The organism is Psychrobacillus sp. Z16_25, from assembly GCF_056856695.1.
Genome location: NZ_JBXEOV010000014.1, coordinates 35,681 through 48,049 on the forward strand (window position 1 = coordinate 35,681; position 12,369 = coordinate 48,049).

At 39.1% G+C, this 12,369-nt stretch carries 13 protein-coding genes and 1 pseudogene; all 14 read right to left on the reverse strand.

Annotated elements, in window-relative coordinates; translation table 11 throughout:
- Positions 1-92: 92 nt before the first annotated feature.
- The 14 genes and pseudogenes from AC1VU3_RS13620 to AC1VU3_RS13685 all read right to left on the reverse strand — a co-directional run bounded on the left by AC1VU3_RS13620 (position 93) and on the right by AC1VU3_RS13685 (position 11,822).
- Complete coding sequence (locus AC1VU3_RS13620; protein ID WP_482983764.1) at positions 93-917, reverse strand: alpha/beta fold hydrolase; 825 nt, start codon at positions 915-917, stop codon at positions 93-95.
- 789 nt (positions 918-1,706) lie between these two features.
- Entirely contained in the window at positions 1,707-1,970 is a 264-nt protein-coding gene (locus AC1VU3_RS13625) for an immunity 22 family protein (protein ID WP_482983765.1), read from the reverse strand.
- An 89-nt stretch (positions 1,971-2,059) separates the two neighbouring features.
- Positions 2,060-2,500, reverse strand: a complete 441-nt coding sequence (locus AC1VU3_RS13630; RefSeq protein ID WP_482983766.1) for an SMI1/KNR4 family protein — start codon at positions 2,498-2,500, stop codon at positions 2,060-2,062.
- A pseudogene (locus AC1VU3_RS13635) lies at positions 2,500-2,676 on the reverse strand (LXG family T7SS effector ribonuclease toxin YxiD); the annotation flags it as partial. The gene AC1VU3_RS13630 and the pseudogene AC1VU3_RS13635, both read right to left, overlap by 1 nt.
- A 150-nt stretch (positions 2,677-2,826) precedes the next feature.
- A complete protein-coding gene (locus tag AC1VU3_RS13640; RefSeq protein ID WP_482983767.1) occupies positions 2,827-3,141 on the reverse strand; it encodes a hypothetical protein in 315 nt (104 codons plus the stop codon).
- Between the two features lie 457 nt (positions 3,142-3,598).
- The gene (locus AC1VU3_RS13645; RefSeq protein WP_482983768.1) at positions 3,599-4,060 is read right to left on the reverse strand and encodes an SMI1/KNR4 family protein; all 462 of its coding nucleotides are present in this window, start codon (positions 4,058-4,060) and stop codon (positions 3,599-3,601) included.
- Positions 4,061-4,080: 20 nt separating this feature from the next.
- Positions 4,081-4,977 carry an HNH endonuclease gene (locus AC1VU3_RS13650; RefSeq protein ID WP_482983769.1) on the reverse strand — a complete coding sequence of 299 codons (897 nt, stop codon included), beginning with the start codon at positions 4,975-4,977 and terminating at the stop codon, positions 4,081-4,083.
- A 352-nt stretch (positions 4,978-5,329) separates the two neighbouring features.
- On the reverse strand, positions 5,330-5,785 hold the full coding sequence (locus AC1VU3_RS13655; RefSeq protein WP_482983770.1) for a YrhA family protein: 456 nt from the start codon (positions 5,783-5,785) through the stop codon (positions 5,330-5,332).
- A 25-nt stretch (positions 5,786-5,810) separates the two neighbouring features.
- Entirely contained in the window at positions 5,811-7,547 is a 1,737-nt protein-coding gene (locus AC1VU3_RS13660) for a T7SS effector LXG polymorphic toxin (RefSeq protein ID WP_482983771.1), read from the reverse strand.
- A 208-nt stretch (positions 7,548-7,755) separates the two neighbouring features.
- A complete protein-coding gene (locus AC1VU3_RS13665; protein WP_482983772.1) occupies positions 7,756-9,084 on the reverse strand; it encodes a hypothetical protein in 1,329 nt (442 codons plus the stop codon).
- Positions 9,085-9,117: 33 nt separating this feature from the next.
- Positions 9,118-9,369: an SWIM zinc finger family protein gene (locus AC1VU3_RS13670; protein ID WP_482983773.1), complete on the reverse strand. Its 252-nt coding sequence runs from the start codon at positions 9,367-9,369 to the stop codon at positions 9,118-9,120.
- A gap of 711 nt (positions 9,370-10,080) precedes the next feature.
- Positions 10,081-11,217 (reverse strand): zinc-dependent alcohol dehydrogenase, encoded by a 1,137-nt coding sequence (locus tag AC1VU3_RS13675; RefSeq protein WP_480390240.1) that lies wholly within the window; start codon positions 11,215-11,217, stop codon positions 10,081-10,083.
- Between the two features lie 18 nt (positions 11,218-11,235).
- Positions 11,236-11,601 (reverse strand): spore coat protein, encoded by a 366-nt coding sequence (locus tag AC1VU3_RS13680; protein ID WP_482983774.1) that lies wholly within the window; start codon positions 11,599-11,601, stop codon positions 11,236-11,238.
- A gap of 11 nt (positions 11,602-11,612) precedes the next feature.
- Positions 11,613-11,822, reverse strand: coding sequence for a spore coat protein (locus tag AC1VU3_RS13685; RefSeq protein ID WP_480390238.1), 210 nt, complete (start codon positions 11,820-11,822; stop codon positions 11,613-11,615).
- Between the last annotated feature and the right edge of the window lie 547 nt (positions 11,823-12,369).

The window sequence follows — 12,369 nt, forward strand, 5'->3', positions numbered from 1 at the left end:
CCTAGTTAAATGTTTGTGAAGGAAATTAATACCATGTAAAACAAGCAATAAAAAAGAGTTCAGCGCTATACTGAACCCAATTAAACGTTTCGCTATTCCAACTCATTCAAGAAACTCGAAACAATCTCATTAAATTTTTCACTATACTCCCAAAACATCATATGCCCACCTAGAATCTCAATTCTCGATTCAGGGGTTACTTGCTGAAGATAGCTGCTGGCAGTCTCTGCCCAATGTTCAGCCACAACTGTTAAGGAAGGGATAATCTGACTCGCCTTCTTTGCTGTTTCTCGATAATCCGAGAACATTCCTGATGCAAACAGGTTGGTCGCAATATAATAAGGTGTTTTTAAGGACTGCTCCACAAGCAATGCCAGTTCCTCGTTTTCAAGCTCTCTCTGTACCATAACGTTGGTAATATAATTGGTGATGAACTCTCGTTGACCACTCGAATTTCGTAGATAGCTATTATAGATACCCGCTATGTCATCCAGAGCCCCCTCTACCCAATCACCCTCGTGTACCGATAATGATTTGGGTGGCATATCCACAAGGACAATAGATTTGACCTGTTCAAGCCCATGCTCCTTCAAATACTCCCAAACAGTTAAACAGCCAAAGGACCATCCTACAAGTGTAGGATTCTTTACATCCAATGCTTGTAAAACAGCAGCTAAATCTGCACCATGGGTCACATAGTCATTCCCATGAAGTGCCTTGGTAGATCGCCCATGACTTCTCGGATCGAAAACAATTACTCTGTTTGTTTTAGAAAAAAATTCAACCTGATTCAAAAATACCTCAGTGGTAAACGTGAAGCCTGGAATAAACACAATTGGCTCCCCTTCTCCAACATCTTGTACAAACAGCTCGACCCCTGAATCCACCTCCACATATTTCCCCTCGACAAAGGACATCATCATACCCCCTACAACTAGATTTATCTACATATATTCGTGCAAGGGGTGAAAAAGACCTGCTGTAGTGGGGGGAGTAATCTGATATAGAGCTAATATTGTTAATTGGATAGCATCCGCTTGTCCAGGAGAATTGTATTCAAATCAGGGTTTCATATGGAGCTCTCTATTCAACTCAAAGGTTATTAATTTACAATACAATTAGGAGAAAAATTAACAAACACTAAGTTTGTACCATCATCCATCATCCTTTTTAATTCTATCCCTAATGAATAATTAGTATTTGGTTCTCTTTGCAATACACATATGATATTTCCCCCTTCTCCTTGTGCAAGACAAGTTAATTGTAAGAAGTCATTATTATCATATATAAAAGAAACTATGTAATCATAATAGTCTTCTTTTCAATTGTTAGTTCCATAAACCCTAACTATTGATCCGCTCCAAATTGGAGTATTATCTGGAATTTCTTTTACAGGTATCCATTCACCCTTCATCATCCTACTCCCCTCTCTACTTACCTTTTATATTACGACCACCAATTCTCACGGATTGCTTTATCCAAATATTCCCAAAGGTACTTACGAATCAAGGTTTCACTTAAATTACATTATATCTCAGGTATATCAATCTCTTTATCTGAAGGCTTACTAATTAGAACCTTTAATAGTTATCTTATTCATTCATAATTTGTAGTAGCAATAAAATCAAAACCACCAGTTGAACTATTTTCATTTTTATATTCAAAATTATATATTAAAATTACTGCATTATATGATTTCTTTAGGGTTATACTTTTCTGGATTTTGGGATGACAATTTCTTCATACGAACAGCCATCTAATAATACTGAAATATCACTACTACTATCCTTATAGACCGCTTTTTCTATAGTATCCTCATCTGTTTCATCCATATCAATATTAAAATCGATAAAGAATTGGGAAGGGACAGACTCGCCATCCTCATCATACATTAAATCAACATACTCTCCTATTGACTCCACATCGTTAATATTCCCTAACCAAATTGAAACCGATCCTTGTTTTTCCATTATGGTATCCCCCTGTTTTCTTATTTATCTCATATTTTTAGGTCAGTGCAAAGCGTAAAACTATTCAAGGTATGTTTTATTATTGTTCTTTAATCAGCTAGTGACTCCAAGTAATATTTATCATTTTCTTCTATCTTTCTTAAAAATTCTTCAAGAGAAGTCGCAATTTGAATATCATAATAGTAAACTGCACTTCTATTCTTTTCATTCAATTCTATTGACATTAAAGCTGATTCACTGCCTTCAAAAAATATTAGTTTGTTATTCTCAAATTCATCATAGATTTCTATGTCGGGATAAAACTCAAAATCATTAACTCTTAATCGAAAATCCCTTACTGAATATGGACCCATAATACGATTAATATTAAACTCTGAACTTTTAATAAATCCGTAGCCAACCTCTATATAAAAATTAACTAACTCCTTAGGAAATGTTAAATTAAGTTCCTTCTCGACCTCTTTTATTTCGTTTTCAGTCACCGGATAAAAACTATTTTCTTGGTTTGCCTTAATAAATACATAGCTCATTATTTTTTACCTCCTTTAAATAGTGTATTTGCTGGTGAACCTGCTCCATGAATACCAGCTTGATTCTCATCGGGGAATTTTGCAGGATGCATATTCCACCATTCGTGTTCTTCATCAAAGGTATCTTCAATTATATGATGAGCATCGTACTTATCTCCTTGTTTCTTAATTACCTTCCTTCAACTTCTCTATTTGGTTTTTAGGTAGCTTCATCAAGAATAGGAGGAAGTACTTTATTGTTTACTTCTCCTCAAATTCTTTCATTACTTCTATGGCAGGTAAATTGAGTTTTCTATTTCGTTTCTCTCTTATTTTGGCAATCTCACTTATTTGCTCTCTCCACATATAAAAATCACCTTCTTAATATTATCCGTTGCCTCCCAGTACCTTTCGCTTCCCAGCATAGGTGATGCTTTCATCGATTGAATAGGTGCTTTCCACGTCTGAGTGATTAACTGCCAGGTCTGGATAGTTCTCTTTGCAGCATAGATCTCATCCAGCTCTTCTTTGGATGTTCCAGTCTCCAGCTTTTGATTCGCAGCAGCTAATATTTCTGACCCCATAAATCCATTGGCAGGAAGAATCAACCTGCCAAGTCCAAAGGGGATTGGAGAGATGCAGCTTAGGAAGATCGTGAGCATGTTCGAGAGCTCCTTAGCCAAGGTGGTCGATTGGAACGAGGATTCCCGCGTGGCTAGGTTCAACACCAGCCGACTTCTTGAGGGATTGCCCCTCCAATGTCCTGCCTGAAAGGATATTTCCTTCAGTCCGTTTTGGAAGAGTCCCTCCATACCTGCGAGCCAATCCTTCATTGGCTGGAAATCTTACTCTACTACTTTATTCAGCTAAAAAAATCCTGAAAGGCAGTTTATTGCCAATCAAGATTTTTTCTTCTACCAATTAAACTAATCCTCAATTAAATCTAGATAATAGTCATTATTTCTTAGAAATTTCCCAAAAAAAATCCTCTAAAGATTCAGATTCATAACCTGTTTTGTATTTCATCATTACTTAAAATTCGGCATGTAAAATATACGATAGCCTTTTGTCTATTAAACAATCAAATCTTTATAACTATCTGTATTGTGTTCTTTATAATTAATGACCTTTTTTTTCATCAGTATCTTCATATAAATTATCCAAGAAATCATCAATATTATCTGCAAGAAAATACATATTACTCATATCTTCAGCATCTTCTGGTTCTTGCTCATGATCCCAAAAATAAATTTTTTCATAATACGGCTCCTGGGTACCTAAACATATTATGTTTCCTCCTGGATCATTTGCTATCGGTAAAAATCCATCAGGCAGTCTATATTCGTATATATCAATATAATCTGCTAAATTACTATACATGTCGCCAATCCCATAAAACTCATTTAACACACTTACGCCCTGTTCATCAGAAACCCTAAACAAATTAGGCTCAGGATATCCACCATTCCATTGAATTAAAAATTCCTTATACTTTTTAGTAAAGCTAACTTGATTTTCTGTTTCAAATTCCTTAATTTCTTCTATAGTAAGCTTTTTATGTGAATTTATAATTTTGGCCATGTTAATACTCCTCTACTTATCTATTTTTTATTCACATTCGATATTCCTCCCGCATGAGTAAACTCAGCATGAATTTTATCTTGAACTAGAATCATTGTTTTTCCATCTTGATGGTGGTGCCATATATATCCTGTTGGAGGTTTATTCATTACTTGTACTGGTGGATCAGAATCTTTATTTAATCTCGCCTTAATATTTGCATTTTTATAATCTAACGGACGATTCGTCGGGCTTGCTATTTCAATTTCTACTGGCTTAACAGTAGGATGTGAGTATTCTGTGAAGTCTGGATAACCATCTGGATACCTCACTGTCTGTCCCTTCTTATTTGTATATATCCAAGTCCCGTCTTCATCTATTTTCACTTTACCACCTTTCTTTGTCCATTTATCCGGTGCAGGAGAATATGATGGTTTAGTGGCAAGTTGTTCTTTTGTAAATTGGATTTCTAAATTCTTTTTACCTGTATCACCCTTAGACTCTACCTTCCCGACTCCCTTCGCTTTTAAGCCCTTTACCGCTGTTTCCCCTATCTCTATTCCATCATCAACAGATTTGAGTGGCTTTACGAAAGTGAAGGCGGCTGCCAAGAGCCGTTCATCCAAGCTCGCGTCGGGACTCACGATGGTAGCGATATCCTCTGTGAAATAGTTCACCGTACTGATTGTTACCCATGCGAGACCGTCTGGCGTTCCCGATCCGTTGCCTCCCAGCACCTTTCGTTTCCCGGCATAAGAGATACTTTCATCGGTTGAATAGGTGCTTTCCACAGCTGAGTGATTAACTGCTAGGTCTGGATAGTTCTCTTTAAGTGCAGCATAGATCTCATCCAGCTCTTCTTTGGATGTCCCGGTGTCCAGCTTTTGATTCGCCGCAAAGGGAAATGGAGAGATGCCGCTTAGGAAGATCGTGAGCATGTTCGAGAGTTCTTTGGCCAAGGTGGTCGATTGGAATGAGGATTCCCGCGTGGCTAGGTTCAACACTAACCGACTTCTTGAGGGATTTCCCCTCCATACCTACGAGCAAATCCTATGGTCTGGAGATTTTGCTCTACTAACTTACTCATCAAAAAACCTTGAAAGACAGTTTACAGCCAATCAAGGTCCGAAATAATCATTTATAATCTTCAATTTCTTTACCAATTCTAATCATAACTATCCAGATTCATTTGTTATTATCTCCTACCATTAAACAGTTAGCATTGGTCAGGTTCTGTATACTACACTACTCTCTTCATCCTCCACAAAAAGTTGTCGTCTGATTGTATATTTAACTAAGTGCTGCATATAAAGCGGATTCAAGCATATTATCAAAATCGCCAAAAGTTTCCATATACTCACCTGAAGGCTTATCTAGTTCTACAAAAATTTTTTTAGAAACATTATAACAATACCAAGCTATATCTGAATCACCAAAAAAAATTAGCTCATCTTCGTCTTTAATTGAGTCCCATGTTTCATTGGCATCATAAAAACTATCGACATGATTTATTGGCTTAGAAACCAAAAATTTTTGGTCAATCCCATAAATTTTAAGTCCATTAAATTCAATCCCATTAACTGTTTTTAAAAATTCATAGTATTGCTGTGGCAATATATCTTCACCGAATTTTTCCACTATAGATTTATGAAATCCTGATAACTCGTTTTCTTTGGCAGGTAAATTGAGTTTTCTATTTCGTTTCTCTCTTATTTTGGCAATCTCATTTATTTGCTCTCTCCACATATAAAAATCACCTTCTTAATATTATTTATTCCTTATTAGGAGGGTAAATGTCTCCTTCTGGAATAGGAAAATCCACTTTCTTACTGTCTCCAGGTTTCATACCTTTTGTTAATGAATTTTGCTCATTTGTAATAACCTTGTGATAGGGATGGTTTTTTATCAGAATTAAGTTTTCCACATCATTAGTGCCACCTTGGTCCAATGGGATTCTATGATGGACTTGCCAACCGTCTGGAACTATTCCATATTCCCTCATATCTTCAATATCATTATCCGAAATTCCGGCTTTTTTTAATTCTTTTATCTTCTCAGCATTATTAACCATGGACTTCATTAAATTTTTCCTGACCATATTAAAATCCTTACGCAATTGAGCTGTGTCAACAGGATTTCTTTTATTAAACGTAACCTTTTCTGTTTTAACATTAGGAAGGGTTACGTCCTCACCTTTTAATTTACCAACAAAATCAGGACGACTATTTGTCATGATCACTTCATTCGCACCCTTAGACTCTACTCTACCACCAGACTCTGCCTTCCCGACTCCCTTCGCTTTCAAGCTCTTTACCGCTGTTTCCCCTATCTCTATTCCATCATCAACATATTTGAGTGGTTTCACGAAAGTGAAGGCGGCTGCCAAGAGCCGTTCATCCAAGCGCGCGTCGGGACTCACGATGGTAGCGATATCCTCTGTGAAATAGTTCACGGTACCGATTGTCACCCATGCGAGACCATCTGGCGTTCCTGATCCATTGCCTCCCAGCACCTTTCGCTTTCCGGCATAGGTGATACTTTCATCGGTTGAATAAGTCCTTTCCACGTCTGAGTGATTAACTGCCAGATCTGGATATTTCTCTTTCAGTGCAGCATAGATCTCATCCAGCTCTTCTTTGGATGTTCCAGTCTCAAGCTTTTGATTCGCCGCAGCTAATATTCCCGGCCCCATAAATCCCTTGACAGGAAGAATCAACCCTCCAAGTCCAAAGGGGATTGGAGAGATGCCGCTTAGGAAGATCGTGAGCATGTTCGAGAGCTCCTTGGTCAAGGTGGTCGACTGGAATGACGATTCCCGCGTGGCTAGGTTCAACACCAGCTGATTTCTTGAGGGATTGCCCCTCCAATGTCCTGCCTGAAAGGATATCCCATTCAGTCCGTTTTGGAACAGTCCCTCCATTCCTGCGAGCCAATCCTTCATGGTCTGGAGATCCTTTTCCACTACTTGCAGTGAAGCTGTCTGCGTTGTATCAAATGCTTGGAGTTGGTCGACTGTATCATCCCTTTTTCTTTTGGACTGCAGGATCCCCTCCTGAACAGCACCATCATCGAGATGAGGCAAGGCAACAATATCACTGACCATGTCCATGATTTGATTTGCCTCGTCGGTTAAGACCTCTGTTAGTTTGCCAATAAGAGTGAGTCCCTGCTCCAGCTCACCAGCTAAAAACTCCTCTAGGATATGACCACTTACGGCTGGTTCTAGCGAATGCAGCGCATCATCCATTTGACGAAGAATCTGTTGGAAGCTACCGGTGAAAACTTGAAAGAACTGCAGGAATGGAAGGTGGCATTCTGCATAGTATTCCCTGATAGCAGTTCCCCCTTCACCCGTGAAAGATGAATCCATTTCTACCAAACCCTCGACACTCCACTGGATATCAAGCGCCTGTTTACCGAGCCTGTCCATCCACTCGATATTTCTCCGTATCCCCTGTTGCAACAAATCAACATCCAGCACCCTCATCGGAGTCGAACCCTCATCCATAAATAGCTTCTTTTCTTACGCAATTGCTGATAATAAAAAAACATAAACATCCTCCCAACCAACACAATATTAGTTATAATATTCCATTTTTGGTTGTAAAGGTAAAGTGCGGATAAGGGAATAATTAGAAAATGATTCTATTATAATAAAGAAAGATTTCCAAAACATTACTTTTAGAATAGCTTTATATAGCCAATAAATCCTAAATCTATAGTTTTCTCACTTCCTCTAGAAAAGCTGGTCGCTTCGCATAGCGGACACTTAAATCTTTTATTAGCTCCTGCTGTTTCTCGACTCCTGCAACTTGTTTATATTTTTTTAAAATCTTGCATACGACCTTGTACTGTTTTCTATTATTAGAAGATTCTGCAGCCCGTTGAATATGTGTTTCATAGATCGAAATCACTTCATCCGGAAAGCTGTCTATCAGTTTCTCCCCATATCTCTCTACAATGAGTGGGTTTTTCTTTACGTAATATAAAAGCTCGTTTACGTCATTTTCCTCTTCTATTATTTTTTCGTATACAGTATCTGCATATATTCCTCTTCCTCCTCGCATCTCCTCCATTAATCCTCGATAAAATGACTGCCAATCTTGCACTAATTCTTTCAGCTCCTGATAATATTGATAATCTCCTGAAATCAGCAGCTCCCTTGCAAGCTGTACCTGCTGCTCTTTTTGTGCTAGCCCTTTATAAGCAAGATATCTGTTCTTTTTCCACTGGTCTACTAAGCCTCCCAATTGCTGATCTTGCTTTTCCCCTTCCAAGGCTAATTCGAGAACCTTTTCGTAGTTCTTCTTTTCTAGGTTCTGGTCAATTAAAAGCTGACGGAAGAAGGTGAGATGTATATGCTGCTGAATAAAGACTTCTTTTTCCTGCTCCGCTCCATGAATCACTTTTATCCTCCACAACAGTTCCAGTATCTGCCCATGATAATAGCGATCCACGTCTTTATTGTCTAATAGTGCCTCTAGCTTCTCTCTAAATTGGTTCGCAAGGGTTTGATCATCTACATAAACCAAGCAAATTTCTAAGAGATCTAGCTGAAAATTCTCCCAACCGTCGAAACAAGCATGCTCACTAAATTTCATCAGCTTATTCAAAATTGTTGTCTTATCTTTTAACGCTAAATCTAGACTTTCCACGACTCTGCCTTTTATTTGAGAAAGTATCGATTTAACTAAATAACCAACATCTCCCCCGGAGTCATCTGCATACTGAAAGGCTTCCACTCCCTTCTGGAGGGCATACAACTCTAAGTCTAGTCCCTCTAAGACGTTCTTCACTTCCCTAATTTGATCTAGAACCTCCATCATATCGGTTACAAAATCATTTACTTCTCGGTAGCTTAAAAAGCGGTTCCTTCTATTATAGTTTTTCACGACAGCAATAATTTGCTTCTTTAATTCATTCTTCGTAGCCTTCGGTTTCGTTAATTGTGCAGCAAAGGTTTTATCTTTCATTGCCTGCTTATAAATAAGCTCTACTAGTTCTTCTTTTGTTAATTGGTTCAATAAATCTTTTAAAGGGGGCATTTTCGCTTTCTCCTGTGGCTCCATTTCTTGAAGCTAAAAATAGGCTGCCACCTCATGCTTGCAAACCGGTCCCATCTCATAAGGGCAATCACAAGTAGAATCAATAACTTCCCCATCATCATCTAACGTAACGGTCACTTCATAATCATCCGTCCCCTCCACGATGAAATGATAAGTCTCATTATCCTCTTTGAAGCACTCCCTTACATTTTCCTCCAAGTAGTAATCATAGCCCCGCTTCCAAATCTTCGGATCGATGCTCTCTTGTAGCTTGTTTAAATCCATGTTTGCTCACCCACGTTCTTTTTTTCATTATTATACCAGTTCTTCATAAGCTAGTAGGAGAAGATTAGTAGTGGCGAGAAGGCTATTTTTAGGGGTATGTAGGTACTTTATCAAAGGCACTTCCATTGGGGATATTTTGCGCTCTACTATTTCCAGTAAATTTCCGATAAGTGACTAAATTAGCTGTGAAAGTGACTAATGGATCTCTGAGAGCGACTAAATCATCTCCGAAAGCGACTATTCTTAAAAAGCCATCTACTCATCGTCCAGGAGCTCGAGAATCTCCACTTTTTGCAAGCAAAAAGTGGCCCATTGCCTATGTCACTTCTATCGGCGGGAGATGCTAGAGGAGTAGCAATGCCCATTTCAAATTAAAATAGTGATCTACTATAGCAGTAGTGTTTGCTTTCTCATCATATAATTTCCAGTAAATTTCCGATAAGTGACTAAACTAGCTGCGAGGGCGACTAATGGTGAGATAAAAGCGACTAAACTAGGCGTGAAAGCGACTAATGCATCTCTGAGAGCGACTAAACTACCTCCGAAAGCGACTATTCATAAAAAGCCATCTACTCATTGGTCAGAAGCTCGAGAGTCTCCACTTTTTGCAAGCAAAAAGTGGCCCCATTGCCAATATCACTTCTATCGGCGGGGATGCTAGTTTAATCTCAACAAAAAAAGAAGCTAGGTGTGGTGCCCCAGCTTCCTTCCTCATGGTTTTAATATTACTTTGATGCAGCCATCCTGCTTCGTATCAAAAATTTCATACCCTCGTTTTGCTTCTTCTAGAGGGAGGACATGCGTCACAATGTCACCTGGATCCACTTTACCTTGTTCGATTAAGCTGTAAAGGAAAGGCATGTAGTGGATTGCAGGAGCTTGTCCTGTTTTCAGGGTAACATTTCGCTGAAAGATATCTCCCAGTGGGAATGCATTGTATCTGGATGAATAGACTCCGGTAACTTGGATGGTACCGCCTTTTCGGACAGCCTGTGTAGCTAGGACAAGTCCACCCATTGCCCCTCCCTGCAGTTTCAATCCAGAAGCTAAAAATTCCATCGGTGTCATTTTCCCACTCATACCTACACAGTCAATGACAACGTCTGCCCCACCTTTTGTCATCTCCTTTAAATATTCTCCGCAGTTGTCGTGCGATTCAAAGTTCACGATTTCCACTTTGTTATGCTTCTTGGCATGCTGGAGACGATATGAAATGTAGTCAACAGCAATCACTCGCTTGGCCCCTTTTAGCCAAGCAAACTTTTGGGCCATTAAACCAACAGGACCACACCCAATGACAACCACCGTATCCCCGCTTTTCACTCCTGCATTGTCCACACTCCAGTAAGCAGTTGGCATGACATCCGCTAACAAGGTGAGTTTTTCATCGGGTACTTCAGATTCTTTCGGAATAATAAATGGAGTAAAGTTGGCGTACGGGACACGCAGATATTCGGCTTGTCCTCCAGGGAATCCACCGGCTGTATCGGAATATCCGAAATAGGCTCCCATCTCTCCGTTTTTATTAGAATGATCGCATTGACTCTCTAACTCATGCGTACAATACCAACAAGTACCGCAAGCAATATTAAACGGAATGATGACGCGGTCTCCAGCTTTGACCTTCGTGACACCCTTTCCAACTTCCTCAACAACTCCCATCGGCTCATGCCCGATAACATAGCCTTTTTCTAAGTTAGGAATCATCCCGTGGAGCAGATGCAAATCTGATCCACATATTGCAGTAGATGTAACACGTATAACGATATCATCGGCTTTCTTTATTTTCGGGTCGTCTACCTTTTTCACTTCCACGTTTTTCATTCCTTGATATGTGACTGCCTTCATGACTGTCACCTCCTTTTCTTATTTTGGTGGGCTTGGGAATAAACCTTTTCGATTCATGTTTTCAGGAAACAGGTCTAGCTTGGCGATGAAAATGGCATTTTCCGCTGAACGAAGGTCCAAAACCTTTTGACCTTCTAAATCGTACGGCTTTAACCATTCTTTTTTTACCATCAAATCGGCAATATCCGAATACAACTCAATCATGACGTTTAACTGAGTTTGAATCAGCTTTCGCATAACAGGTGAAGCTGTCTCGGTTAACGCTATGGAAAGGTTACGAATTCCTGTTTTCGTGGTAATTAAAAACTCCATCGCAACCCCCGCATCGGTCAATTCTGGCATGCCAACAGAATTCATTGGATCTAAATAATCCATGGTGCTCATACTTACTCCTCCTAATATTCAAGCTCCGTTTTCCGGTATAATTTAAGCATCGCTTCTAAAGCAGGGGTAGTCAGTTTCACATTCTTATCAAGCAATTCCCTAAGATCTTGATCAAATACAACCCCTTGGGAGAGCTTGGATTTTAATAAACTTAACGTCATAAAATTGATGACCTCATGGAATTCCATCATTTCGTGCAATGCCAGTTTCTTTTCAAACATGCGTCCACCTCCTCTATCTCTTCTCAAAGGCTACCCTTTCGAAAATGAAACTATTCAATTAGTGAATCCTTCTACTCTTAGATTCGTATGTATGCTAAAGGAGGAGGTAGAATGTGGATAATAGATATTCTGTTTGGAATGATAGAAGCCTGGTCTGAGCGTAGGGCAAGTGCTAACGAGCGTAAGTTGAAACCAAAGAAAACACCTAGAGGGAAAAGAATTCGGTGAACTTTTACAGAAAATAAAAATCCAGCCTTCAATAAAGGCTACTAATATGGATACTAGAGCGACTGACTGAATTGAGCTAACTTTTCCCAGTTAATTTCCGATAAGTGACTAAACTAGTTACGAAAGTGACTAATTCTAAGATGAAAGCGACTAAACTAGTCATTAAAGTAACTAACTCCTAACTGAAAACGACTAAACCACCTCCGAGAGCGACTATTCGTAAATAGCCACCGACTAATTGTTCGGGAGCTCTAGAATCTCCACTTTATACATGCAAAAAGTGGACCATTGCCTATGTCACTTCTTTCGGCAGGGATGC

What these genes read in the sequence shown, in the direction of transcription:
- AC1VU3_RS13660 (WP_482983771.1), bottom strand. Translation starts at nt 7,547, where the DNA reads ATGGATGAGGGTTCGACTCCGATGAGGGTGCTGGATGTTGATTTGTTG.
- AC1VU3_RS13665 (WP_482983772.1), bottom strand. Translation starts at nt 9,084, where the DNA reads ATGCCCCCTTTAAAAGATTTATTGAACCAATTAACAAAAGAAGAACTA.
- AC1VU3_RS13645 (WP_482983768.1), bottom strand. Translation starts at nt 4,060, where the DNA reads ATGGCCAAAATTATAAATTCACATAAAAAGCTTACTATAGAAGAAATT.
- AC1VU3_RS13675 (WP_480390240.1), bottom strand. Translation starts at nt 11,217, where the DNA reads ATGAAGGCAGTCACATATCAAGGAATGAAAAACGTGGAAGTGAAAAAG.
- AC1VU3_RS13670 (WP_482983773.1), bottom strand. Translation starts at nt 9,369, where the DNA reads ATGGATTTAAACAAGCTACAAGAGAGCATCGATCCGAAGATTTGGAAG.
- AC1VU3_RS13625 (WP_482983765.1), bottom strand. Translation starts at nt 1,970, where the DNA reads ATGGAAAAACAAGGATCGGTTTCAATTTGGTTAGGGAATATTAACGAT.
- AC1VU3_RS13620 (WP_482983764.1), bottom strand. Translation starts at nt 917, where the DNA reads ATGTCCTTTGTCGAGGGGAAATATGTGGAGGTGGATTCAGGGGTCGAG.
- AC1VU3_RS13655 (WP_482983770.1), bottom strand. Translation starts at nt 5,785, where the DNA reads ATGTGGAGAGAGCAAATAAATGAGATTGCCAAAATAAGAGAGAAACGA.
- AC1VU3_RS13640 (WP_482983767.1), bottom strand. Translation starts at nt 3,141, where the DNA reads ATGCTCACGATCTTCCTAAGCTGCATCTCTCCAATCCCCTTTGGACTT.
- AC1VU3_RS13685 (WP_480390238.1), bottom strand. Translation starts at nt 11,822, where the DNA reads ATGTTTGAAAAGAAACTGGCATTGCACGAAATGATGGAATTCCATGAG.
- AC1VU3_RS13650 (WP_482983769.1), bottom strand. Translation starts at nt 4,977, where the DNA reads ATGCTCACGATCTTCCTAAGCGGCATCTCTCCATTTCCCTTTGCGGCG.
- AC1VU3_RS13680 (WP_482983774.1), bottom strand. Translation starts at nt 11,601, where the DNA reads ATGAGCACCATGGATTATTTAGATCCAATGAATTCTGTTGGCATGCCA.
- AC1VU3_RS13630 (WP_482983766.1), bottom strand. Translation starts at nt 2,500, where the DNA reads ATGAGCTATGTATTTATTAAGGCAAACCAAGAAAATAGTTTTTATCCG.